Below are 25141 nucleotides of genomic sequence, written 5' to 3' on the forward strand. Positions count from 1 at the left end.
CCCGGATGCGCTGCACAATCTGTGAAGTCGGGTGCGATATCCCGCCGGGAGCGACCGGCAGGTGCCGGATGTACACAAACGACGGCACCGGGATCGTTGAGAGGTTCCCGGATGCCTTCCTGGCCGCCTTCCCCGTCGCCGTCGAGACGCTGCCGGTGCTGCACTTCTCCCCCGGCAGCACGTTCCTGCAGGTCTGCACCGTCGGGTGCAACCTCACCTGCGGCGGGTGTGTCTCGGAGGTGCTCGTCGGAAACGCCGAATCGCTGGCAGCGTCCAAGATCGCCCTGAAGACCGACGACCTCCTCCGCATGGCCGCCGGGCATGCCTGCACCGGGATCGCTTTCGCGCTGAACGACCCGATCGCCTCCTTCCCGACCTTCTGCACCCTCGCAGAGCGGGCGAAGGAGCAGGGTCTGCTCGTCGGCTGCTCCACGAACGGCTACATGACCGCCTCGTCTGCAGAGCGGCTCGCCGGGAGGATAGACTTCGCCAACATCGGGCTCAAGGGCGCCTCCGACGCATCGTACTGCGCCTGCGGTGCGACAAGCGCCGCACCGGTCTTCCGCACGATCCGCACGCTCCATGAGGGCGGAGTGCACGTCGAGGTCTCGATCGTCTTCCGGAAGAGTGGCGAAGCCGAAGTGCTCGAGGCGGCACGGATGCTCGCTGCGATCTCGCCCGAGATCCCGCTGCAGGTGATGCGGTTCGTCCCCTTCGGCGACGCGGGGCTCGGAGAGGAGCCGACGATCTACGCAAGCGAGGATCTCTGCGATCGCCTCCGCGGGATTCTTCCCTGGACGTATCTCTTCAACTCACCGGGCACGGCCTACCTCACGACCGTCTGCCCTGCCTGCGGGACGCCCTGCATCGAGCGGGAGTTCTTTGGCCCGATGGGCTCTCACCTCTCGGGAACGGCGCAGACGGTCTGTGCGTGCGGCGCCGCCCTGCCGGTCAGGGGCAGTGTCAGTACCGAGGTCTTCGCCGAACCCGGGATGATGGGCGGCTACCGGGTCACCCGGGGTCTCGAGATGGTCTGGGCGATCCTATCCTGCCTCGGGGTGCGCGACCAGGCAGCGCTCGCCCGAATCTGGGGGGAGGTGCTCCGGAGCGGGATGCTCGGCAAAGAGCTCCACGAGCGGATGAACAACGTCGACGCCTACCTCGACCTCGTCATGGACTTTGCGCACCGGACGGACCGGGTGGAGGCGGGGCAGGATCTCTGCACCTACATCCGGGAACGGCTTGCCGTCATCCGGGAAGGGGTGGCGGACGCACCGCGCCCCCGCGTCTACTATGCCATGGGTCACCCGCTCTTCGCCCTCAACCCGGGGCGGTTTGAGGGCAAGCTTGTCGAGGCCGCCGGCGGCACGTACGTCAACAGAGCCATCGGCAGGGAGGGAAAGCCGGGCGTCACCATCGGACGGGAGGAGTTCCTGGCGTTCAGCCCCGAGTACCTCGTCACCTCGGGCTTCCTCACCTCCACGGTGGAGGACACCCTCCGCTACTGCAGCGAACACGACCTCGCCGTGCCGGCGGTCAGGAACGGGCAGGTCTACGCGATGCATCCCTCGTGGGACTTCGGGAGCCCCCGGTGGATCCTCGGCCTGATGACGATCGCAAACATCCTCCATCCTGACCGCTTCTCCTTCGATATCGAGGAGGAGGCAGACGCCTTCTATCGCCGGTTCTACGGGGTGCCGTACCGGGCTGCCGCCGCAAACCGGTCGTTTGCTCACCCGGGAACGGAGCGGTGATACGGCTCCGGGAACGTCACGGGCGACTATGCGGGAGGCACCATCTACGTTGCGGCGCTCGACGCTCCGGGTAGGGTTCCGGCGTCCGTCTCGGAGCAGTACTCGGGCACGACCGAGTACAGCTTCATCGCGTATCCGGATGCGGGTGCGTTCGCCGTGGCAACGGAGGACCTCGAAGAGGGGATTCTGGACGCACCGTTCGCGAACTTCACGCACTTCACCTTCGACGAGGTGTTTCGGTGGCCTTCCCCGGCGTGACCGGGAGAGATCCACACCTTTTTGCAGCCGAATTCCCAACCGTTTTCTCCCCTGAAACCAGATACTTTCTCATGGACGAACCGCTGGAGGAGATCCGGGACTATGTCAGGACGGTCTTCCGCGATGCAGGGGCGCACGGGCTCGACCATGTGCAACGGGTCACCCTTCTTTGCGAGGCGCTCGGCGCCCGCGAAGGCGCGGATATGAGCATCCTCATCCCGGCCGCCCTCTTCCACGACATCGCACGGCCGCGTGAAGAGGAGACGGGCGTTCCCCACGAAGAGGAGGGAGCACGGATGGCGGAGTCCTTCCTCCGGTCGATCGGCTACCCGGATGACCGCATCGCCGGGATCGCCCACGCCATCCGGGCGCACCGCTACAGCACCGGCATCGCCCCGGAAACGCTGGAAGCACAGATCCTCTCGGATGCAGACAAACTGGATGCGATGGGCGCCGTCGGCATCGCCCGCACGTTCATGCAGGCAGGGGAGCGGGGAGGAGGCATCGCGGACGCGACCGGCCACTTCCACGAAAAGCTGCTGCAGCTCTCCGGCCGCATGTACACCGAGAGCGCCCGGGTTCTTGCACAGCGCAGGCACGCGTTCCTCGCGGCGTTTCTCGAGGCCCTCGACGACGAGACGGACGGCACCGTCACGCTGCCCTGAGAGGGTGTTCCGGCACATATATACCCCCGGGAGCGGTGTACACCATAATGGTCTCCGCAACCTCCCGGATAACGATCTCCTTCGCTCTGCTCGCCCTGATCGTCATCGGCGGCGTTCTCGGAGTGATGGCGACCGAAGGTCTCTCGCTCCCCGACGCCGCCTACTTCGTCATCGTCACCATCGCAACGGTCGGCTACGGGGACATCGTGCCGCAGACCGGCGCCGGCCGCCTGGTGGCCGCCCTGCTCATCATCGCCGGGGTGGGAACGTTCGTCTCCGTCTTCGCAACCGTCGTCGAGAGTTTCGTCTCCCGAAACGAGCGCCGGGCGCGCCGCCGGAAGATCACTATGATCGTGGGCGCCTTCTACAGCGAGGCCGGCACCGAGATCCTCAGGGCTTTTGCCCGTCTCGACCCGGAGGTCGACGCGATCCAGGAGAACCTGGACGTCCGGGGCGACGATTTTGTCCGGGTCCGGCAGTGTTTCGAGGAGCACCGCTACGGTATCGACGGCAATGTGGCGGACCTTGCAGGGCTGCAGATCCTCCTTGAAGGGAAGAAGGAGTATCTCCTGCGGCTCATGGAGAACCCGGCCATCTTCGAGCACGACGCCTTCACCGATCTTCTGTACGCGGTCTTCCACCTGCGGGAGGAACTCATGCTCCGCGACAATCTTGCCGCACTCCCCGACGCCGACCGTGCCCATCTGGCCAGCGACATCTCCCGGGCTTACCGGCACCTGGCACTCGAGTGGCTCGGCTACCTGCAGCACCTGCGCACTGCCTATCCGTACATCTTCTCACTGGCAGTGCGGAGAAATCCGTTCGACGATCTGGCGTCTGCGACGATCCGGTGACCGGCGATTACACTCCCCGCTCGATTGCCATCCCCTGCTCGCGGAGTGTCTGCTCGATCCCGTCGAGGAGTTCGGCGTCGCCGAGGGCGTGGTCGAGCATCGGGAATTTGCCCACCAGCGGGATCGCCTTGAAGAGCGCCACCGGCTGCTTCCCACCGGCCTCGCCGGTATCCCCGGGAGCGACCTGTAGCGCCGTCCCGTCGCTGTAGACCGCGACGTTCCCGTAGCCCTGGGCATCCCACAGTTTCCTGATGATATCACGCGTCGTTACCATAGCATCTTCACCGTATATGCGTTCTTTGCCCCGCTCTTCCATAAAGCCTCGCCTGTCCGGCGGCAGGTCTACAATCCCTGAAACATTGTTTTCCATCTTCATGTATGAGGAGGGTGTCCGCGGCTTATGTCTTCACAAAGGCGTGCCGCACCCTGCTGCCCCGTCAACGAATGTCGAAGAGAGGTGTGCGTGATTCATCCGGGCGTCTCGCAGCTGCACGGTGGCAGTCTGCCTCTGCCATTCTGCTGTTTTTGAGCGCTTTTACATGCTTTCACATCATTTCTGACCGTCTTGGGATTGTCGATTCTCCGGGATGAGCACTGCCTCGAGAGCACGCCCCACGCCTGCTGTCATGCTGGCATCAGGTAATTTTGCGTGATACTGTATATGAATCACTTTTATAAAATTAAGGCGGATAAAAAACACGCCAATCGGCAACGGCCCTCTCTCACACCCCTGATCACCCTGATCGTGAGGGAAACCTTTATTATATATGAGTCGATCTCTGTTGCGTCCATAAGTATGTCCATAACTATAACGTGGACGGCCGGGGTGTCAGCGTTCCTTCAGGCCAGGAGCGGATAGGGGCATACTGCACCCGGAGGCAGCGTCGAGACCGGCATTCCTGCAGGATCTCTCCATCATGGCGAAAAGCAGCCTCTTCAGGGTACCATGTGGTACAAAACTCTCCCGTGAGAGGAGTCACGGGATCATATGGGGGGAACATGAAAAATCAAAGTTTGCTGCCGAAAAAGACGTCTATCGACAGCAATTATCCATCAGGACCCGGCTGTCTGGAGTATGGACAGCCCGTTGGCGGTTTCCCCGCCAGATCACTTCCGCAACCGTATTCTGAAGAATTCGTCATTCACCCGGCACCCGGTAAACGGCGGATATGGATCGACCTTATCAATCCCTCCGATGTGCTGTTTTTCAATGCGTTGATGCATGACCTCACCGACTTCCAGATAGCCGTGACCTACCGGGAACGTGCAGAGACCGTTCATCTGGGGCATTCATTCGGGATTGAAGGGACGATAATCGGAAGAGATGGGGTACGGCCGGTGAGTAAGATCCTTCTCATGGCGGTTCGGACCGCGCAATTACTCACATCCGCGAACCGTTTCGACGTGTCGATGTCCTTTGAGAACGGAATGAGCACACTCATCTCGAAAGTGCGGGGGAAGACCTCGTTTCAGTTCTGCGACAACGATCTCAAGTTCATCCAGAAGACATCCCTGTACCAGGATCTCGAGACGAAGATCAAACTGTCTGCGGACTATCTGGTCATCCCGCGTGCGTGCTCTGATACCTTCGGCAGGTACGTGGACGACGAGAAGATCGTAGTATATGATGGCTACAAGGAGGACATATACCTCGCAGACTACACCCCGGACGCTCGCTTTCGGGAAAAAGTGCCATACGAACGGTTTGTCGTTGTACGGCCAGAAGCCCTTGACGCCTTCTATGTGAAAGAGAAGCGAAGCATCGTTCCGGCGATTATCAAAGGCCTGGTGCGCGAAGGAATGAACATCGTTTATCTCCCGCGAAACGGGAGTGACCGCCGGCATGTAAACGGCTCCTCGCAGGTATTCATCCCTGACGCCTCGCTCCACGGCCTTGACCTCTGCCACTATGCGGATGCCGTGCTGACCGGATCGGGGACGATGGCCCGTGAAGCGGCATGCATGGGAAAAAAATCGGTATCGTTCTTCCCGAGCGAGCACCTTCTCTCGGTCGATCGGCAGCTCGTCGACGACAGACGCGTCCTCCACTCGCGAGACCCCGAAGAGATCGTGACGCATGTTCTGGATTCCGGGAGACCGCAGCAGCGGGTGGACCGGGATGCGTCACGGCTTGTGAAGCAGTCGATCCTGAACCAGATGGAGTCGATCCTTGCCGGAGAGTGAAGAGATGATCGCAGACAAGCCGGTCTCCGGAATCGGCATGCGGGCAGTGCCGGAACACTCGCCTCTGGGTGCGGAACATCTCGTCCCGGGGCTCGCTGGAGGAGGGCAATGACCTATATCCTCATCACACCGGTAAAGAATGAAGCTGCAGTACTGAAACAGGCTTTTGCCTGTATCCTCGGCCAGACGGTTCTGCCTGCGATCTGGGTACTCGTCGACGGCGGGAGCAGCGACGGCACGCTCGAGCAAATCCGGGAGCTGCAGGAGCGCCACGCCTGGATATACCTGAAGCAGCAGGAGGCCTTCTCGGCGCGTCAGGGGCACCTGAACTTCGCATTCGGCGTGTGGGAGGGATACGAGTATGCACGGCAGATCGCCCGTGAGCGGGGCATCGAGTACGACTACGTCGGCAAGACCGATGCAGACGTCCTGCTGCCGGGAGACTTCTTCGCATCGCTCATCCGAAGGCTGGAGGAGGATGCCGGGATCGGTGTCGCAAGCGGGGCGTCGTATACGCTCAGGCCTGGCGCTCCCCTTCCCTCTCCCGATGCGATCGGCGAAGCCCGGTTTGATCGCGACTACTTCCTGCCCTACGAGATGCCCGACAAACGGGTATACCGCAGAACAGCCCTCGAGCAGATCGGCGGATTCCCGGTGACGACCTTCGCTCCCGATAGTGTCGCCCTCGCAAAGCTTCTGACCAGTGGATGGCGTGTCGTGTCCTTCGGGGATGTCGGGATCTACAACCTGCGAAAGGACACATCCATCGAGAAAGACCGCTGGAAATCTTCGCTCCTCCTGGGGTATGAGAGTTACTACCTTGGCTGCCATCCGCTCTACGTGCTCATCAGCGGGATGTACCACCTGACGTCACCCTCGCAGTACAATGGCTTCGGGCTGATGATTGGCTATGCATCGGCCATCGTGCACCGGGAAGAGAAGATCGACGATCGCGGCGTGCGGCGGTACTACCGGATCACCCGGTTCGCAAAACTGAACCGTGTCGTTGCAACAGAGGTGCGACGGACGCTATCCCGTTTTCTCGGGAGCTGATGAATGGGTATCGCATACACGACTGTTGCCATCGACAAAATCGTCGTTCTGCTGGTATTCCTCACCGGCTGCCTGATCTGTGCGGTATCGGTGCAGCATCACCTGCAGCAGGAGTACATCGGCGTGACCCTCATCGGCGCGAGCCTTGTTTATCAGGCATTTCGCAGCCGGTTGCTCCGTTCCGGTTTTCCTTCAGAGATCTGCCGCTCGAAATCTCGTATGTTCGTCGCCTGCGGCATCGTGTTTGCTCTTCTGTTTACCCTCTCCCTGCTCGTTCTGCGGCTTGAAGCCTACCACCGGCCCGCAGCCTTTTTCCTGCTGGTATCAGGCATGGCGGCACTCGTGGCGCTGCAGATTATGGGTGCCCGGACCGGGTTGGGTACGCTCCTGATACTGCTTGAAATCTTCGGTCTTTCTGCCCTCATCCGTTCGAGCCTCTATTATCTCTTCCCTGCTCTGCACGGTGTCGATCCCCTGTACCACTTCGGCCTCGTCACAGAGATCCTGCAGAACGGTTCTTTTCCCGCTGCCGGCTACGAAGCATACGCGGACTTCCCGCTTACGCATTACCTGCTTGCCGTTCTGGAGAGCGTTGCTCTCATGGGACTGAAGAACGCCTTCTTCGTGCTGGGCGTCCTGATGATCGTTAGCACACTCTTTGTCTTTCTCATCACCAGAGACCTCTTTCACGTAAAAGCAGGACTGCTGGCCGTCCTGCTGCTCAATATGTCGAGCTGGCACATCCTGTGGAGCGTCGACATCACCCCGATGTCGCTCGGGACAATCCTTTTCCTGGTGCTCCTCTTCCTGGTCTTCAGCAGAACGCTCTCCTCGGGCGGACAGTTCTCTCTGGTATCGATTCTCATCTTCTTCATTGCAGCAGTGGTTGTCTGCGTACACGTCATCCCGACGATCGTTCTTTTCGTGGCATCCGTCTCGATCCTTGCCGGGGCACTGGCGCAGAGATTCAGCATCAGGAACCTGCGGATTGGAGCAGCGCAGATCCATCTCAACAGTAAATACGCAGCGTACTTCGGGCTCATCACCATTCTCTACTGGCAGCACGCGTACGGCACCGAAACCCGATCCTTCTATGAAAAAGTCGTCTTCTCCGTCTATGACTCCCTGCAGGGAGCAGCCATCGGCAATGTCGGAGCCGTGACACAGATTGCAAAGTTCGATCTGCTCCAGATTGTCCTCGACAACCTCGGGTATGCGCTCCTCGTCGCTCTCATGCTCCTCGGGCTCTTCAGCGTCCTTGCGCATGAGAACTCCCGTGGAACCGGCGTCACGCTGCTCGTCCTCACCGGCGCCCTCTTTGCGTTCATCTATATCCCCGCTCTCGTCGGATCGAATGCAAGCCTTCCGCACCGCTGGTTTTTATACGCATACGTTCCGGCATCCATTCTCGCCGCTATCGGCTGCTGGTCGATGCTCGCTATTCTGAAACGGCCGGGGGCGAAGATCGCCGCTATCACCGCCATCGCCCTCTGTTTTACGTTCTTCATGACGACGAACTCTCTCGTCAACAGCGACAGTCCCCTCTATCCGAATGTCCGCGAAGATTCCATCACATGGGCACGGGAATACTATTACGACTCGGAGGTCTATGCCGGCCGGTTCCTGGCAAAACGCAGTTGTAACGACAACATCGTGACCGACGGGCGGTTCACCAACGTCTTCACGGAATACTACGGCTATGAGTGGGTGTATCCCATGTACCCGTCGGATCCGGGCTCCTATGCGAAGGGAGTCGTTCTCCTGCGGGAGAACGTCAGAAACGGCCGCATCGTCGACCGGCCTACCGGATACGTCTACACCTACGAGAAGGCTCCGAAGGCATTCCTCGACGGGTTCGAGGGAGCCCGGTACACCCGGGCCTACTCGTCGTCGAACGTCACGACCTACGTCCCCTGCCCGAGCTATGAGGTGCATTGATGCAGCAGCGCACTGCAGTGCTGGAGCTGCTCCGGCAGGATACCGACATCTGGGACATCTTCACCCGGAAAGAGGAGTATGATTCCGGCTTCCGTGACGGCTTCGGCCGCTTTCCGCACTACCTGAGTTCGTCCGGGAGCCCGTTTGAACCCAGCGTCTCGGAGTACCTGCACGACCGCGGCTACAGGATCGAATATCCGGACGGCCATCCCTTTGCCGTCTGCCTGACGCACGACATCGATACCGTCTATCAGCCCTCCATCGCCAAGGCGTATACTGCCCTGCGGTCCCTGAAGTCAGGAGACCTCCCGGGAGGCCTTGCCGGCATTCTGCAGCTACGGTCAAGAAAACTCCCTCTCTGCAATTTTCGGGATATTATGGCGCTCGAGGAGCAGTATGGCGCAACCTCCAGCTTCTACTTTCTGGCTCTTGCTCCCGGCGACGAGGACTACGCGTACGACGTCAGGGAGCTTGAGGCGGAGGTCGGGGCGATCGCCGATGCCGGCTGGGAGGTCGGGCTCCACGGCGGCCACCGGGCATACTGCGACCTGCAGCAGCTGCAGGCCGAGAAGAAACGGCTGGAGGCGGTTCTCAACCGATCGGTTGTCGGCTACCGGAACCACTTTCTCAGGTTTCAGGTCCCAAAGACCTGGCGGTGCCTCGCCGAAGCGGGGTTTGCATATGATACCACCTTCGGCTACGCCGACTGCGTCGGGTTCCGGAACGGGATGTGCCACCCGTTCCGGCCCTACGACCGCACCGCCGGCAGGGAGATCGAGATTGTGGAGATCCCCCTGGCAGTTATGGATGTCACGCTGGACATCTATATGCGGCTTGATGCCCGGAGGGCGTGGGAGATTACCCGCCGCATCATCGATGCGGCCGAGCGCTGCCGGGGTGTCGCCACCATCCTCTGGCATAATACGTCCCTGGGAGACGGGCAGCGGAGGTTCTATGAGAAGATCCTGAAGTACTCTGCGGAGAAGGGGGCATGGATGACGGGCGGTGCGGAGATAGCCCGGGTATGGAGGAACCATGACTAAAATTGACGTCCGGGAGGTGCAGAGCGATGAGTATCGTGCATGGGACCGCCTGGCCGTGGATTCTCAGCAGGGCACGGTCTTTCATATGAGTGACTGGATACGCACGTGCGCCTCTCTATCGCGTACGAGCGCACTGCCGGTCGGCTATTATGAGGACGATATCCTGACGGGGGGATGCCTGCTCTATGTTCGAGCAAAATTCGGTCTTCTTCACTTCGCCGACTCCACCGCACGATTGACCCCGTATGGGGGGTATCTCCTCCCAGAACCCGTCAGCACCCGGGTGCGAGAACGAGAGGGGCTGAACCGATCGATTATTCTGGGTATCGCGGACGAGATCTCCAGGATGGGTTTTATCGATGTGAATATCGTCAACACACCGGCATTTCAGGATATCCTGCCGCTCACGCGGAACGACTGGGCAAGCCGCGTATACTATACGTACATGCTCCCCCTGGTTGCAGATGTCGACTCCCGGCTCTCGAAGAAAGTGCGATGGGCCGTCCGCAAGGGAGAGAAGAACGGTATTCGTATCGGGAAATGCTATGATCCGGAGGTCTACTGGGATCTCAGCATCCATACCTATGCGAAGCAGAACCGCAAACCCCCGTATACAAAGGCGTTCCTGACAGGCATGCTTGAGATGATCGCGGAGAATACCTTCGGCGAGATGTGGATCGCGAGGATGCCGGATGGAGAAGCGATCGCTGCCGAAGTGATCACCTGGAGCGGCCGCACGGCAGATCGATGGTCCGCCGTATCAAATTCTGCCAGGGGGGATACGGGTGCAACATCACTCCTCCTCTATGGGATATTTCAGGACCTGTGGGAACGAGGATTCGTGAGCATTAATTTAATGGCCGCCAACACGCCGAACCTCAGTACATTTGTTTCGAGCTTCAATCCGGAACTGGTCCCGTACTACGGCATCGAAAAATCGCGGTTCGGATTTGGTCTGGTAAAACCATCCCTGATGCCATAGATGCAGGCGTCCGGCGAGCTCTTTTCGGTACACGGCACGGATATGAAGTAGATAACCCTGGAAGCGAGCAGCAACAGCCGCCGGACGGCGATTTAGCCCGCAGCACCCAGAGTGACTGTCTCTAGAAAACCCTTGAGTTTCTTCATCTTAACCGACCAGTCAAGGTGCTCTCGGGCATATGTGCGCATCTTCTGTGGGTGATCGGCATCGGCGCAGACCTCGCCGGCGAATGCCAGAATGCTCCTGATGTCGATGGGGCTTTCGTCGGGAGGAACCCTGAGGATATACGGGAAGTCTGCAGAGAAGTCAGGATCGGCGCATGCCATGATGTACGGGATTCCCCGGGCGCAGTACTCCCGCGCCTTCAGTTCGGCCGTCTGCGTCAGCCCTTTCCGGTGCATCCCGAGGCTCCCGACGGCCACATGGCACCGGTCAAAGAGGGCGCTTAAATCCTCGCCGGCCAGAAACCCGTGGAAGACCACCCGCTCGCTGATGCCGAGGTCGCCGGCCAGGCTCCGCAGGCGGGGGATCTCGGGGCCGCCCCCGGCGATGTGGAGTGCGATCCCGGGCATCCCGCTGCAGGCGGCAATGCCCCTGATGAGACGGTCGAGACCGTGCCAGCGGCTTACGTTTGCGACGCAGAGGATTCGGAGCTCCCCATCGCGCATCGCAGGGGCGTCCCGCTGCGGGACCGAGTCGACGGCAAACCCGTTTTCTATCGTGACATGGGGTATGGAAGAAGAGCCCGCCCGTTTCACCTGATATGCCGTGATCTCATCGGTAACCCCTACAATGCCGTCGATTTTCCGCCGCAGTATCCTGCCGAAGAGGATGTCGTGCAGGGCGATGAGATACTCGCCACTTGACCACCGCTCCCGGCTTTCGATGCACTGGAACTCGACAACCAGCCTGCAGCTTCGGGGTCTTTGCAGCGAGCGTATCGTTGAGATCGAGAGCGGGGGAACCCTGCAGTAGATGACGTCTGTCGGACCGAGCAACGCAAAAAGGTCGCGGAGAGCCTGGTTTATGCAGATGTCGCGCCGGAGCAGAGCGCCGAGGGTCATGCCCGGATCGCAGGCGGTCTTTGGACGGCTGTAGAAGATCTGATCGGGGGTTACTTCTCCCGGTTCCAGGCCGGCCCGGTCTCTGAAACTGAATATCTTTGCATCGACGCCCAGGCTCTGCAGGGAGCGTATCTGGGCGATCATCTTCTTCGAGACGCCTGGTTGAGCCTCCTCGAGCGGTCTTGTGAAATAGACGACCCGCATACAGGAATCTTCAGAGGCACTACTCTTTATACTGGTTGTGGATCCGGCAGCGCCGATCCCCGCTGCGGAGCGCTGCCATGCCGTTTCTTTCAGTGGGAGCATGCTATTCGGCTCCCGGAGTGGGATGGTCGATGATTCGGGCGCTCTCCTCCTTCTCGATCAGGCCTTTTTCGAGTATGACCATGATTGCGAACCAGACGAGGCCGTATACCGCAACTGCGGCCACCGCCCCGACAAGATTGAATGCCTGCGTGAACAGCACCAGGAGGGGAAAGTAGACGGCCAGACTCAGGAGGTGAACCTGGAGCGTCATTCTCGGCATCCCGATCGACGCCATTGCAGGCGCAAGAGGAAAACCGAAGATGGCGATGATCATTGTCGCCATATAGAGCACCGCGATCGGATACGCCTGAATATATGCCGTTCCGAAGAGGAAGCTGATGACGGGTGCGCCGAAGAGGGCGAACCCGAGCCATATCCCCGCTGCCAGGCTCCCGGCAACGATCCCCGACCGGATGATGAGGCGTTTGAACTGGACGATCTCTTGTTTTGCCCAGAGATGTGAGAGATCCGGATAGATCGCCTGGTAGAGCGGGTCAGAAAGCATTGCGGGTATCCAGCCCAGCTGCTTGGCAATCTTGTAGATCCCCGCTCCCTCTGCGCCGACGACGCCGCCGATGAGGATCGTGTCCACCTCCCGCGACCCGAGCAGCACCGAACTGTTCAGGTTCGTCGCCACGAGAAACCCCACGAGGCCGGGCGAGCGGGCGATGGACTCGTTCAGCGGCGTATTGAGGTATTCCAGATAGCCTCGCCGGGAGAGTTCGCGCCACCCGAGGATCAGGAGCAGCAGGTATCCCGCGACCGTTGCGACCATCCATACGATAAGGACCAGCCACAGGCCCGCCCCGAGGGCGAGGACGACGAGGATCCCGATGAACCTGATGACCGCCGATACGATGTTCTGAACGGCAAAGAGCCGGAACCGCTTGAACAGCCGGAATATGCCGGTCGGGACGCCGGAGAGATTGAAGAGCATGACCAGGCTGTAGAGAGCCGCCATACGCACCGTCTCCGGGTTCCAGGCAAACCACTGGCCGAGCAGTACAACAGCAGCAATGGCGATGAGGGTTCCGATGCATGCCGTGGCGAAATCCAGCAGGGTGCAGAATTTGACGAGACCCATGAACCGGTTGGGTTTCCCGTCTTCCAGTGCCTCTGTGCCGTACTTGATGAGCGCCGTCCATGACTGGAAGTTTACCAGGGCATCGATGATGAAGGCAAACGTGGTGATGAGGACGAAGATGCCGAACTGTTCCGGGCCGAGCAGCCGTGCGGTGATGGCATATGTGATGAGACCGAGCACCCAGGCGACCATGTTGCCGGTGAGAAGCGTTCCGGCGTTCTGAAAGAGATGCCGCAGCAGGTCTTCCTCAAACCACCGGAGTACTCTGCAAAATCCGAGTTTCCCGATCATATGTGCCCTCACCGGCTGTGACGCTCATCGGCGTGCAGACACATGCAGGCTGTCCCGGTGAAACGTTCGCGCCGCATCGATACCTCCCCGTCTCAGCTCTTCGTCAGCTCCGGATATCCCCCGCCTTTCTCTGAACCCTGTCCCGGTGGTCGATCCGTCCTCCCCGGTGACGCTTCAGGAGCGATTGCAGGGATTCCGCTGCTCCGGAATTTGAGGGCAGATGCTGATCCTCCGGAGACTGCAGGATCTCGTTCAGATTCAGGCGAGGCTGGGATGCTCTGATCTCGCTCAGGTCCGGGAGTGGCTGCAGGATTTCGTTCATGTCCGGGTGAGGCTGGGAGGATGCCCTGATCTCGCTCAGATCCGGGAGTGGCTGCAGGATCTCGTTCATGTCCGGGTGAGGCCGGGATGCCCGAACCTCGCTCGGGTCCGGGAGTGGCTGGGGCGCCGGGGACTCGTGAGAGTGGACGGAGGACGCGGGCATTCTCTCCATGAACCGAACCTGGAGGTGAAGCGACCGGTCATCAGGGTTAATCGTCACCCTGTCGATCGTCGTGACCTTCCCCATGCCTTTCGCAAATGCACAGGCGACCAGACTGCAGATGGGGCAGGGGGATATCGTGCAGCATTCCGGTTTTTCTGCCCGGGCAACAGCGCAGCCGGAGAAGAGCCGGTAGCCGATGATATCAACGAAGACCCGATCGCTGACCTGCCTGCCGGTTACTTGATCCGCAACCTCAAGTGTGTCGGTGAGGATCTCTTTCAGGGCAACAAATATCTGAGATTTCTCTGATGGGAGGGCGAGAGCATGGTTCTCTTCGAGATGCTTGAGGAGGGGAGCGGCTGTCGGGGGCAGGAGGATGCCGTGGCCGGATCTGTCGGCGGTCAGGGAAATATCCGGCGGAAGCCCTCCCCCGTCTGCAGGCACAAACTGTCGAACCTCTCTGTCAGGAGGGATAAAGAAGGCATTTCCTTCTGCATTGAGGCCGGTGCATGCCTGCGAGGCAGCATACGTATACGTGTACGAGGATGCAAGGCAGCTGGCGAGCTCCGGATTGACCGGGTTGTCGCGGCCGAGGGTGACGGCGAAAGCTCCCCCGACCAGGCAGGCTATTCCTGCGAGGGAGAGTGTGGCTCTCGTAGTGTCCCCTACCTCGGTGAACAGTATGCATAAGAATGCGAGAAGCGCAGTCGCGAACAGAAGGATTCCCAGAACTCCGGATTTCGGATGCGACAATATACCCATTATTCTCCCTCATGTCTGGTGCCAGGAACGCACCTGGCTGCCGGATACACCCTACAAGGATTGGGAGGTAATAAATGTATCTCCTCTTCGCCGCGGGGGCACCCGCAGGCTCAGGGAAAACAGGCCGTTGCCACCGTCGTGTTGCTGACCTGTCTGGTTCACTGAACCGCTCTGAAAATACCTATGGCAACGGCCGCCGAGACGAGCACGATTCCTGCTGCAACAATATATTGCAGGCGGAAAAGGTATGTCGATCTGACATATCGCGTTTCAGCAAGTTCGGCGATGATCAGAAAGCCCAGAAACCCAAGGAATGGATAGACTTCAGGGGATATGCCGGGCATCTGCACCGTAAGGTATGCCGCGAGCAGCAGCCAGGCCATGAGCGCGATCAGGGCGCCGTGTCTCTTCCGCAACCCCATCAGCAACGACTGCTAATCCATATTACTTAAATTTATCTCATCAGCGGCTCTCCGGTGAAATGGCCGGGATAATCGGGAGGCTGCTGGCTTCCGGAGCCGCAGGCCACGTATTCCGGAAATCACACCGAATCTCGCCGTAAAGCAGTGTCCGGGCGATACTGGCCTCCCTAAACCGGCGGTTTTCAGAGCCCCGGCCTGTGGAAAGGTATATATGAAACATGCGCCAGTCTCCTGCATGCTTCATTCCGGGACGGCAGAGGGGCTGAAAGGGCAGACATCCTTCATTGAACTGGTATACGGACACCTCACAGACTATAAGCATCCCGCCGGTACAAACGAGGAGCACCTGCGGGCGGTGATGGTGTGGCTCTGCAGCGCCCAGGACGCAACCGGGTGCGGGGGTGTCGCTGCAGCCTACTATCCGTACGTGGGCTGGGCACCCCCCTATCCCGAGGTCACGGGGTACATCATTCCGACGTTCCTGCATTACGCGGCGTTTTCGGGGGACGGCAGATACATCGAACGGGCGATCGGCATGGGGGAGTGGGAGCTTTCTATCCAGATGCCGGACGGAGCGGTGCGGGGAGGATGGGGCATCAATGACTACCCGCTTGTCTTCGACACCGGCCAGGTCATCTTCGGCTGGCTCTCCCTGTTTGAGAAAACCGGGCGGGAGGAGTTTCTGGCGGCGGCAGTACACGCGGCAGACTGGCTGGCCGACTGCCAGGACGCGGACGGCAAATGGTCCCGTTTTGTATACAAGAAGATCGCGACGACCTACCACACCCGTGTGGCCTGGCCGCTGCTCCTGGTCTACCGGCGTACCGGTGACCCCCGGCACCGGGATGCGGCAGAGCGACATCTCCGCTGGACGCTGGATCAGGTGCACGAGGACGGCTGGATCGACAACATGGGTTTTACGCAGAGCAGGCCGCCGTTCACCCATACCATCGCCTACACCCTGGAGGGGCTGCTTGAGTCCTCACACTCCGTCCCGGAACCCCTGGCCGGCAGGATCCGCGCCACCGTCCGGCGGGCATGCGACGCCATCATGGAGAGCTACAACCGCCACTATCCCCTCCCGATGCCCGGGACGTTCTCCCGGGGATGGCGGCCGTCGCACCGTTACACCTGCGTGACCGGCGATGCACAGATGGCAATTCTCTTTCTCCGGCTCTATCAGCTCTTCGGCAGTCCGCAATACTCCGATGTCGCTGATCGACTGTTGCAACAGATCAAGGAAGTCCAGTGCCGCACCTGTGCGGACGCCGGGATCCGGGGAGGGCTGCCCGGTTCGTGCCCGATCTGGGGAAGGTACCGGCGATTCTCGTACCCGAACTGCGGACCGAAGTTCTTCGCCGACGCGCTTATGCTCAGAGAGAGCATCGTGCAGAATCGGTGCATCGATCCCGTCTACCGGCCGTTTCACGGTGCCCCTTCTGCCGCCGGCTTTTGATCGCTGGGCCACACCGTCTGACAGTAGAAAAAATATCATTTTCTCCCGTGATGCCAGATGTCTTTCATGGACGAAGCAGTGCAGCCGATCCCGGATCATGCCGGGACGGTCTTCCGGGACGCGGGGGCGCACGGGCTCGAGCACGTCCTGCGGGTCACCCGCCTCTGTGAAGCGCTCGGCGCCCGTGAAGGCGCGGATATGATCGTCCTCATCGCGGCCGTCCTTTTCCATGGCAAAGCACGCACCTCCCTGCAAGCGTATGAGAGGCAGAAGATCTGCGCAGACATTAAACCGGGATCCCATCGCCTCCGGCCAGTGCATTCTTCATCCGGTAGGGCAGCGCAGCCATCTTCGAGAGCAGAACAACCCTCGAATAGATCGGTACATGATCTGCCCCGAAGTCTGCTTTTATCCGAAACCGGGTATTGGTCGGGTCAAGTTTCTGCCGGCCGAGGAATATCGTGTCGTATCCGTTGTTCCACGCCCAGACAAGCCCCTCCCAGAAGAGAGGATAGGTAGGGTGAAAGGTGCCCGGCAAGTTTCGGTTCAGGGAAAGGTACTGAAAATATGCCGTCCTGCCGGCCGGGTGCAGAAAGGTGAGCAGCCCCCCGGCGTAGAGATCACCCTTCGCCAGCGACGTTATCCGCATATCAGCCGGTGAGAACGTCTCCAGAAGTCTCTGGAAGAAGGAAAGCGGCAGGATATCTCCCTGCATCCGCGTGAGGTTCTCGACGTAGTAGCGGTAAAATTGTTGTATCGCCTCTTCGCGGCAAATCTCCCGGATTGTAAAGCTCTTCTCATCGAATCTGCGGATGAATTTCCTCTGCCCTTTCTTTGCAGGGAAGCTCTCCCAGATGCTGTCGGGAGGTCTCTGGCGCAGGTTGAGAATCATGTTGCCGGTATCATCTGCAGGGTAGTGGTCGTATCCGATATGATCCACCAGCGACGCTTCATTCACGTTCAGAAAAAGATATCTGTATTTTTGCGCGAACAGGGAGAGTATCGCGTTCAGATCATGGGGATTGAAATCGGTATCCAGCAGGATGCTATTGCACTCGGAATACGGGATGGGATCCAGCCCTTTCAGAAACGGCAGTCTTCGGGTCTTCGAAGGGAGAATCCCGACTGCTTCCCGGCCTTTGTAGAGTATCCAGTACTTCAGATCGAGGTTGAGCGCATCCTCGAGCACGCTCTTCCATTTCAGGCTGTGGAAGAACGTCCCCTCCGGGGACCGGTTGTTGAACGATTCCCAGACCGCTGCATTCTCTTCCGACAGTTCCTGCAGGGAATATTCCATGGGGGCTCATGCTCTGTCGGTATAAAAAATACTTTCTCTGCGGCACAGGGTGGACGCCTGCCCGCCTGTAATTCCGGCTGGACGGTAGCAGAGCAGTCTCTCCGAACCTCTGTCGACTCGCCGTCTCTGAGCACCTCTCTCCTTGCAGGCGTCCGGCTGCAACGTGCGATCTCTTCTCGTTGCTACCGGCGCCCAGGCATCGTCCTTTGTGCAGATTCACCAGCGGAGATGAGGCGGTGCGTCGAAGCACAGGAGCAGGAAAAAGAGGTGTCAGAAGTCAGATCCGTTTCAGCCAGGCTTCCCTCCAGAAGAGCAGGCACGACCTGTCACAGTTATTGTGCCGTTTCCCGTCGCAGTACACCCCCTCCAGAAATACGGTGGGACTTCTGAGCTTCCGTACTTCACCGTTGGATTCAAGGGTGATTGAGCGCACTTGCTTAAACACGTGGTATTCTTTTCCGCAGAAGGTCTTCATCTCAGGCATGAAGAGCAGACCTTTGTACTTCCCGTTTTCGTCGAGTGTAGAGCGGATCTCTTCCAGGGATCTGACCCGTACCCTGTCGCCGGGCTGCAGGTTGAGCACGTCGTCCACGGGCAGATCCCCGGTATGCATGCTGGCTGGTAGATCTTTGGCGTGGGCGGCGACACTTGCAGGAGAGATCACCTGCAGAATCCGTTTTCCCACCGGAGTGACGTATGGAATCTGTTTCACAGCAGATATCAGAGGAGTCTTGAGTGAATCGTTCCATGCCCTCTGTGTGAGCGATAGATATGATGGCCGGGTAAACCCGTATACCTCCTGAACCATGAAGGTGCAGGGTATTGCATGTTCGTCCATATTTCCCCCATATTTCGTTGGACACCACCGGTATACTTCAGGGTCGTGCAGAGTGCAGCCACGCACGCGTGTACCCTTCAGCCAATCGCATGATCAGCAGGAGCCTCCCGGTATATCCGGGTTTCAGGACGCCATATTATATATTATTTGCTGCGGATGCGCCTCTGTGCTGCTCTGCAGTAGAGGCGGCAGGAAGATCGGTTTCTCTCTTCGCCCGAGCGCCATATCTCCTCTATTTCTCCTTTCTGCTGCTATCCCCGCTCGATCGCCATCCCCTGCTCGCGGAGCGTCCGCTCGATCCCGTCGAGAAGTTCGGCATCGCCGAGGGCATGGTCGAGCATCGGGAACTTGCCCACCAGGGGTATCGCCTTGAAGAGCGCTACCGGCTGCTTCCCGCCGGCCTCGCCGGCGTCGCCGGGAGGGACCTGGAGCGCCGACCCGTCGGCGTAGACCGCGACGTTCCCGTAACCCTGTGCGTCCCAGAGCTTTCTGATGATATCACGCGTCGTTACCATAGCATTTTCACCGTATATGCCCTCTTTGCCCCTCTCTTTGATAAAGCCTCGCCTGTCCCGGCGCCGGAACCGCTCTATTGGAGACTGCCGGAAAGAGGACGCAAAACGAATGGAAAAGATGATATGCGCATCGGACTGTATTCCTGTTGTGTAACTATGGAAGAGATCTCTTCTCTGGATATCTACGACGAATTCCGTGAGGAAATTCAGGCGATCTTCCGGTCGAGGCTGTTAACCCAGATGCTGGTCGCCCTGGGAAGCGGAGCGAAGTCACTCTCGGATCTCCGTGATATCACCGGCAGTTCCTCGCAGGCGCTCATCCCGAAGATCCGGCAGCTGGAGTCGGCTCATTACATCGAGTCCGAGCGGGGAGATTATGTCCTCACTCCCCTCGGCAGGATCGTGGAACCTGAGATCGAGCGGTTGGTGACACTGATGGGCGTGCTCCAGCGTCACCGTGATTTCTGGACGCAGCATGACATCGAGAGCATCCCGGCGGAGATGCTGAAAGAGATCGGCGACCTCTACAGCTCGGAGGTCGTCAGGGACGTTGAAGAGAATATATTTGCAGTCTATACCACGTTTTTGAACCTCTTGCAGAATGCGAAGTGGATCCATGCCGTATCCTCGATAATGAGCCCGGCTCACGCTGAAGCGATGATGGGAACGGTGCGGCATGGGAAATCGGTCGAGCTGGTCATATCCGCAGATCTCGCAGACACGCTCATTGCCGACCCGTACAGCACCATGCTCCGGTCCCTGGAGGATTGCCACGATTTCAGGATTTATGTCTCTCCGGTCCCCGTCAGGCTTGGCATGACCGTAACCGACAGCTGCCTGTCGCTCGGGCTCTATAAGCGGGGAACCGATGCCTACGATACCTCCGTCGATCTCATCAGCTTCGATGCGACCGCGAACGCCTGGGGCGAGCGGCTCTTCCAGTACTACCGGCAGGTATCCGAACCGCTGGTTTACGACCCCTGAATACCCTTTCTCCCTCATGTGTAGCAGGAGAGGTTCTTTGTTTTCGCTCGGTTAGCTGCGGTGTTGAATATTCATCGGGCAGCTTAATCGGACAGATGAATTTTCATGGTCATAATAAATGTTAACTCTCTTTCTGAAAGCTATGCATGTCCGAAACTGCATATCGACCGAAAGCCGTTCAATTCGATCTCCAGGGGATCATTCAGCCCCTGATATACAGCTCTGCATACCTCTCGCTCGCCGGGGCGGCGATGGTCTGGATCTCCTGCGTTCTGCAGGGCATTGCCTTCGACCCCGCCGCCGCCGCCGTCATGGTGCTCGTCACGTTCTCCATCTACAACCTCAACCGGAAGACGGACGAAAGTGAGGACGCCATCAATCATGCCGAGCGCTACGCGTTTACGAAAAAGTACGGAAAAGTCCTCTTCGCTTCCGCAATCGCAGCATACATTCTTGCACTTCTCCTCGCCGTCTTCCAGGGTCTCGACAGTCTCCTGGTAGCGGCCATACCGCTGATCGGTGGCGTCGCCTACAGCATCCCCTTCTTCCCCACACGGAGCGGACTCATACGCCTCAAAGAGATCCCGGTGATGAAAAGCCTGATCGTGGCCGTTGCTTGGGCGGTCCCGCCCGCTCTCCTGCCGATCTGCCATGCCGGTCTCCACGCAGACCTCTCGACCGCCATCGTCGGCATCTTCTACTTCTCGCTGGTCTTCATCAACACTGTGGTCTTCGACATGCGGGACGTGGAGGGTGATGCGGCCACCGGCGTCCGGACAATCCCGGTGATCCTCGGTATGAGACGGACAAAGATCGCCCTCACGGTTCTCAACGTCTGCCTTGGCGCTGCGTTCGTCTACGGTGGCCTCGCCGTCATGGGCCTTCCGGCAACCCTGCTGCTGATCGCGAGCGTGACCTATGCCCAGTGGTACATTCTCTCCTTTCACCGCCTCAGCACCGCGAAGATCCTCTGCGAGGCGCTGGCGGACGGGCAGTTTATTCTGCTCGCCGGGGTGCTCTTCATCATCGTTGGTCTGGTGCCTATCGGCCTGACCTGAACCTGGCATGCAGCCGGATTCATGCCCGGAGATCTCCGCTCCCCCCGCCCCGATTTTTTTAAAGATTCATACACGCGATGAATCTTCATCAACGGAATATATGTCTATGACTTCGGAGAATTGTTCAGTGCGTGATGATACCCATCCCGCCAGGTCGTCCCGGAGATATGTGATGCGGAGATGAGCCCGAACCCAGTTCTCCCCGGTCCCGCCGAACCGGTAACCGGGAGGTATGCGGCACGGGGCAGCGCATCGTTTCCGGCAGAGGAACTCCGAAAGAAGCCGAGCCGGTCCTGGTGCGCCCTCTGCGCCTACTACGACCCCGAGCGTGCCTACTGCCTGTACGTGCATACTCCTGCCGGTATCCTCTTCGTCTGTCCGAGAGTCCTTGACCAGCAGGAATAGGCCTCTGTGTTTACGCGGCCGCAACGATGCTTTTTGAAAAAAGGGTGCCCTCTTCAGAGGCAGAAAATCCAGAGGTTCCATGCGCTTGCCCACCAGAGCAGGGCAAGCAGGGCGACGGTGACGATCGCGTAGTGCACCCGCTCCGGCACCGTCCAGTACCGCTCCTTCCAGGCAAGGGCGGCAAAGACGACGCTCGCCACCGTCATCACGGTCGCAACAACCGGCAGCGTGAGCGCTCCGGCGAGCGGCGACGGGGCTGCCGGTTCGTAGAGGTAGGCGGTGATGAGCGCTCCCTGCGCCCGGATCCACGGCACGAGGACGAACGCGAAGAGGAGGAGAACCAGCGCCGCCGCCCCGGCTACCCACCGTGCGATCCGGGCGGGCACCGGCACCGGAGGCTCCGTGATAGCGTAGGACCGGCGGAACGCGGCAAGCAGCGGCCAGAGCAGGACGGTCGCGAGGACAATCCCGGCCGCCGTTTTGAGCGCGTTGAGGAAACCGACCGTCGCGTACCACGGGACGCGCTCGAAGACCATGATGGGGACGTTCTGTATGCAGAAGTAGTCTGCCGTGCCGTCGGCCGCCTGGTGGAAGACGATCTCGTGGACGGCAGGTGACCCTCCTGCTGTCTTTGTAAAGACCCCCTGCTCGACCTCGGCGAACTCGAGCGTCCTGCCGCCGCGGTTCAGGAGCAGTGTTCCGTCCGGGCTGACCGTGACCGCAATCTCCTCCGGGGGAGCCAGGAACATCTCGAAGGTGGCGTAATTGCGGCGGTTGCTTGCGTAGGTGCCGGCGTAGGCCTGCAGACGGGCGGCCGCGGACGGATCAGGTTCCGAAACGCTCGACGGCTCCGCCGGATAGTAGTGGTTCATGAACGCGGCGAGCAGCTCTTCCCGCGCCTCGCCGCCCCCCGCACTGTTGTAGGAGACGAAGAACCCGGCCCGCTGCTCCGGGATGATCGCGAGCAGGGAGTGGAAGGTGTTCGTGTCCCCGCCGTGTACGATAATCCGCCGCCCGTTGATGAAATTCTCATAGAACCCAAGGCACATCCCCGCGACCCGCGGGTCGTTGGCGAACGTGCGGGCGTGCATCTCGCGGGCGGCGGCGGGAGAGAGGATGGTCGCGTTCCGGTAGGTTCCCCCATCCATGTGGGCGGTGAGGAACCGTGCCATGTCGGGTGCTGAGGAGGTGATCATCCCCGCCGGGCCTATCACAAAGATCGTGTCTGGGATGGGTTCGTTCTGCGGGCCGGCATACGCGTAGCCCTGCGCGAGGTCGGCGGCCAGTTCCGGCGGGAGGTCGGCGGCGATGCTGGTGCGGTTCATCCCGAGCGGGTCGAGGATGCGGGACGCGAGATACTCCTCGAAGGGGATGCCGGTGACGTCCTCGACGACGACGGCGGCAAGCGTCGTGCCGTAGTTTGAGTAGGAGGAGACGGTTCCCGGCGGGCGGACGCGGGCCGGAATGTTCTCCCTGCAGTAGTCGCGAAACGAGACGACCTCGTTCAGGCTTGCGGCCGCGAAGTGCCGTTCCGAATCCTCGAACCCGGCGGTGTGGGTCATGAGATGGCGCAGGGTCACGGGCTGTCCGGGATAGGTGTCCGGGATGGTGATGTCCGTCAGATACCCGTTCACGTTGGTATCGAGGTCAATCCGGCCTTCGCTTGCGAGCTGCATCACCGCGGTCCAGGTGAAGAGTTTCGTGATCGAGCCGATGTGAAAGAGCGTCCGGTCCGCATCGACCGGTGTCGCGTTCTCGATATTGGAGAACCCGTATCCCTTTGTAAGCACCAGGTTGCCGTCTTTGACGACCGCGACCGCTGATCCGGGAACGTTGTACTTCGCGAGGTTTGCCGGCACCGTCGCGTCGAAGAACGCCTCCACCTCGGCGGGATCGGACGGGCCGTCGGTACTGGCAGAGGCGGCGGCCGGGGCGGCGAGAGCGCAGATGAGCAGGACGAGCAGGACGAGCAGGACTGCTGCGGTCGTCCTGAGGCTTCGAACCATAACAAAGCGTATTTTTCACCGGGGCTGTAATAACGCTGCTGGTTTTCGCCACCGGCGCCGGGAGGGCTTTCGGCAATTGGTCAGTTTGAGAGGCGATTGCTTCCACAGATCCGTTGCCGGTTTCCTGCCGCCCCATCGGTATCGGCGGCACCTGCATGCCGGATCATAACGTTTAAAAAGTCAACTCGCATATGTTGACGCATGCCCCTCCCGCTGAGTGACCGGCAGTTCGAGTTCTGGAGGCTCCGCAGAAGCGGCTTCGCCAATATCCGGATCGCCGGCCTCTTCCAGGTATCCCGCCAGGCAGTCTCAAAGGCGCTCCTCACCATGGACCGGAAGGTCGAGGAGACGCTCCTCGAGATGGCCTCTGCAAACCAGATCGACGTGGAGCGCATGAACGCTGAGAAGGGGATCCTCTTCGGCCGCTCCGCCCCGCTCAACGTGAACGCCATCGTCTTTGTCTCCGCCAGGCGCGGTGTGCAGGTCTGGTACGAGCACGAGGGGGACTGCGGGGCATGCCCCCGGTATGCCCAATGCATCGAGCTTCTCTGGGATTTTGCCGACGAGATGGGCGTTTCCCTGACGAAGACCGACGACCCGACGCGGATGGCGGACGAACTCTTCGCGAAACTGAAGGAGATCGTATGACCATGCCTCTCACTGAGACGATACGGGCGTACCTCGGCTGGTGCCCTGCGGCGAGGCATGTGCAGGCGAGCCTGCCGGCGCACCCGGAGTTCCGGACAGACGACGTACCGGGTGGGCCGGGCGGGCCAGACGGACGAGCGGCAACCGATGCCGGTTGGCGGAGCCGCTACCATAACCAGGTCCTGGTCCCGGCGGTGGTTCTGTCGGCTGCGTCAGCGACCGCTCTCCTCCTGATTGAGGAGACGCCCGGCTATCCAATCGTGTCGACTGCCATCGCCATCGGAGTTGGATCGGCCATCGGATTCCTGATCAGTTACCAGAAGTGGTTCGGACGGGTCGCAGCCGGTGAGTTCGTCCGGATCCGCGGAACCGGGAGGCAGCAGATCGTCCGGCGCGTAAGAGCACTTGCTCTCTCCATGCCGGCGTTTTTCGTGGTTCTCATCGCCGGTGTGGTGGGTTTTGCGCTGTACGGCACGGTCGGCCAGGCTCCCGCGTTTCTGCTGGGCGGGAGCCTCATCTGCTGGGAGCAGTACTGCTTCACGCTCATCTGGGAGCGGCAGCACCGGGCGGTCCTGATCGCAGAGCGAGGCTCGTTGTATACCATTGAAACGGCAGTACGCGCTGAGGAGGAGGCGGTATGACGCCGAGTTTCTCCGAAGCGATACGAAAGTGGGCGGGATGGTGCCCGAACCGGGATGCTTTCACACAGATCCGGAGGGTTCACCCGTACGCCGGTGCCAGCGCTTCGGGACCTTTTGACCGCGATATACAGACGGTGAGCGGCGTGATC

At 60.1% G+C, this 25141-nt stretch carries 23 protein-coding genes; 14 read left to right on the forward strand and 9 right to left on the reverse strand.

Going from position 1 to position 25141, the window contains the following annotated elements; genetic code table 11:
• Positions 1-5 precede the first annotated feature (5 nt).
• The 3 genes from FGU65_RS02200 (at position 6) to FGU65_RS02210 (ending at position 3531) form a co-directional block, all read left to right on the forward strand.
• A complete protein-coding gene (locus FGU65_RS02200) occupies positions 6-1754 on the forward strand; it encodes a radical SAM protein (RefSeq protein WP_301662757.1) in 1749 nt (582 codons plus the stop codon).
• Positions 1755-2083: 329 nt separating this feature from the next.
• Complete coding sequence (locus tag FGU65_RS02205) at positions 2084-2677, forward strand: HD domain-containing protein (RefSeq protein ID WP_301662758.1); 594 nt, start codon at positions 2084-2086, stop codon at positions 2675-2677.
• Between the two features lie 47 nt (positions 2678-2724).
• Positions 2725-3531 carry a potassium channel family protein gene (locus tag FGU65_RS02210; RefSeq protein ID WP_301662759.1) on the forward strand — a complete coding sequence of 269 codons (807 nt, stop codon included), beginning with the start codon at positions 2725-2727 and terminating at the stop codon, positions 3529-3531.
• A 7-nt stretch (positions 3532-3538) separates the two neighbouring features.
• Here FGU65_RS02210 and FGU65_RS02215 read toward each other — a convergent pair whose 3' ends face one another.
• Positions 3539-3805, reverse strand: coding sequence for a hypothetical protein (locus tag FGU65_RS02215; protein WP_301662760.1), 267 nt, complete (start codon positions 3803-3805; stop codon positions 3539-3541).
• Between the two features lie 725 nt (positions 3806-4530).
• On the opposite strand from FGU65_RS02215, the gene FGU65_RS02220 reads away from it, so the two are divergent.
• From FGU65_RS02220 to FGU65_RS02240, 5 genes are all read left to right on the forward strand, one after another.
• Positions 4531-5715 (forward strand): DUF354 domain-containing protein, encoded by a 1185-nt coding sequence (locus tag FGU65_RS02220; RefSeq protein ID WP_301662761.1) that lies wholly within the window; start codon positions 4531-4533, stop codon positions 5713-5715.
• 108 nt (positions 5716-5823) lie between these two features.
• Positions 5824-6768 (forward strand): glycosyltransferase family 2 protein, encoded by a 945-nt coding sequence (locus FGU65_RS02225; protein ID WP_301662762.1) that lies wholly within the window; start codon positions 5824-5826, stop codon positions 6766-6768.
• Between the two features lie 3 nt (positions 6769-6771).
• A complete protein-coding gene (locus tag FGU65_RS02230; RefSeq protein WP_301662763.1) occupies positions 6772-8706 on the forward strand; it encodes a hypothetical protein in 1935 nt (644 codons plus the stop codon).
• Entirely contained in the window at positions 8706-9749 is a 1044-nt protein-coding gene (locus tag FGU65_RS02235) for a polysaccharide deacetylase family protein (RefSeq protein WP_301662764.1), read from the forward strand. The genes FGU65_RS02230 and FGU65_RS02235 overlap by 1 nt, the downstream gene beginning before the upstream one ends.
• Positions 9742-10731 (forward strand): GNAT family N-acetyltransferase, encoded by a 990-nt coding sequence (locus FGU65_RS02240; protein WP_301662765.1) that lies wholly within the window; start codon positions 9742-9744, stop codon positions 10729-10731. The genes FGU65_RS02235 and FGU65_RS02240 overlap by 8 nt, the downstream gene beginning before the upstream one ends.
• A gap of 92 nt (positions 10732-10823) precedes the next feature.
• On the opposite strand, the gene FGU65_RS02245 is transcribed toward FGU65_RS02240, so the two are convergent.
• The 4 genes from FGU65_RS02245 to FGU65_RS02260 form a co-directional block, all read right to left on the reverse strand.
• Entirely contained in the window at positions 10824-11999 is a 1176-nt protein-coding gene (locus FGU65_RS02245; protein WP_301662766.1) for a glycosyltransferase family 4 protein, read from the reverse strand.
• A gap of 103 nt (positions 12000-12102) precedes the next feature.
• Complete coding sequence (locus tag FGU65_RS02250; protein ID WP_301662767.1) at positions 12103-13476, reverse strand: lipopolysaccharide biosynthesis protein; 1374 nt, start codon at positions 13474-13476, stop codon at positions 12103-12105.
• Between the two features lie 103 nt (positions 13477-13579).
• A complete protein-coding gene (locus FGU65_RS02255) occupies positions 13580-14713 on the reverse strand; it encodes a DUF7982 domain-containing protein (RefSeq protein ID WP_301662768.1) in 1134 nt (377 codons plus the stop codon).
• A 167-nt stretch (positions 14714-14880) separates the two neighbouring features.
• A complete protein-coding gene (locus FGU65_RS02260; protein ID WP_301662769.1) occupies positions 14881-15144 on the reverse strand; it encodes a DUF8044 family membrane protein in 264 nt (87 codons plus the stop codon).
• A gap of 235 nt (positions 15145-15379) precedes the next feature.
• Between FGU65_RS02260 and FGU65_RS02265 the strand changes: the two genes are divergently transcribed.
• Positions 15380-16600, forward strand: coding sequence for a hypothetical protein (locus FGU65_RS02265; protein WP_301662770.1), 1221 nt, complete (start codon positions 15380-15382; stop codon positions 16598-16600).
• A gap of 286 nt (positions 16601-16886) precedes the next feature.
• Here the strand turns inward: FGU65_RS02265 and FGU65_RS02270 are convergent, their stop codons facing one another.
• From FGU65_RS02270 to FGU65_RS02280, 3 genes are all read right to left on the reverse strand, one after another.
• Entirely contained in the window at positions 16887-17897 is a 1011-nt protein-coding gene (locus FGU65_RS02270) for a GNAT family N-acetyltransferase (protein ID WP_301662771.1), read from the reverse strand.
• 277 nt (positions 17898-18174) lie between these two features.
• Positions 18175-18735, reverse strand: coding sequence for a hypothetical protein (locus FGU65_RS02275; protein WP_301662772.1), 561 nt, complete (start codon positions 18733-18735; stop codon positions 18175-18177).
• A gap of 251 nt (positions 18736-18986) precedes the next feature.
• Positions 18987-19250, reverse strand: a complete 264-nt coding sequence (locus tag FGU65_RS02280) for a hypothetical protein (protein ID WP_301662773.1) — start codon at positions 19248-19250, stop codon at positions 18987-18989.
• Between the two features lie 156 nt (positions 19251-19406).
• Between FGU65_RS02280 and FGU65_RS02285 the strand changes: the two genes are divergently transcribed.
• The 3 genes from FGU65_RS02285 (at position 19407) to FGU65_RS02295 (ending at position 21697) form a co-directional block, all read left to right on the forward strand.
• The gene (locus FGU65_RS02285) at positions 19407-20234 is read left to right on the forward strand and encodes a helix-turn-helix transcriptional regulator (protein WP_301662774.1); all 828 of its coding nucleotides are present in this window, start codon (positions 19407-19409) and stop codon (positions 20232-20234) included.
• 146 nt (positions 20235-20380) lie between these two features.
• Complete coding sequence (locus FGU65_RS02290) at positions 20381-21292, forward strand: UbiA family prenyltransferase (protein ID WP_301662775.1); 912 nt, start codon at positions 20381-20383, stop codon at positions 21290-21292.
• A gap of 180 nt (positions 21293-21472) precedes the next feature.
• Positions 21473-21697: a hypothetical protein gene (locus FGU65_RS02295; protein WP_301662776.1), complete on the forward strand. Its 225-nt coding sequence runs from the start codon at positions 21473-21475 to the stop codon at positions 21695-21697.
• 53 nt (positions 21698-21750) lie between these two features.
• Here FGU65_RS02295 and FGU65_RS02300 read toward each other — a convergent pair whose 3' ends face one another.
• Entirely contained in the window at positions 21751-23703 is a 1953-nt protein-coding gene (locus FGU65_RS02300) for a serine hydrolase domain-containing protein (RefSeq protein WP_301662777.1), read from the reverse strand.
• 201 nt (positions 23704-23904) lie between these two features.
• Here FGU65_RS02300 and FGU65_RS02305 point away from each other — a divergent pair, with 201 nt between their 5' ends.
• On the forward strand, positions 23905-24351 hold the full coding sequence (locus FGU65_RS02305) for a hypothetical protein (RefSeq protein ID WP_301662778.1): 447 nt from the start codon (positions 23905-23907) through the stop codon (positions 24349-24351).
• Positions 24348-24992 carry a DUF1673 family protein gene (locus FGU65_RS02310; RefSeq protein WP_301662779.1) on the forward strand — a complete coding sequence of 215 codons (645 nt, stop codon included), beginning with the start codon at positions 24348-24350 and terminating at the stop codon, positions 24990-24992. The genes FGU65_RS02305 and FGU65_RS02310 overlap by 4 nt, the downstream gene beginning before the upstream one ends.
• Positions 24993-25141: the final 149 nt, after the last annotated feature.

It is taken from the genome of Methanoculleus frigidifontis (assembly GCF_030464345.1).
GTDB lineage: Archaea > Halobacteriota > Methanomicrobia > Methanomicrobiales > Methanoculleaceae > Methanoculleus_A > Methanoculleus_A frigidifontis.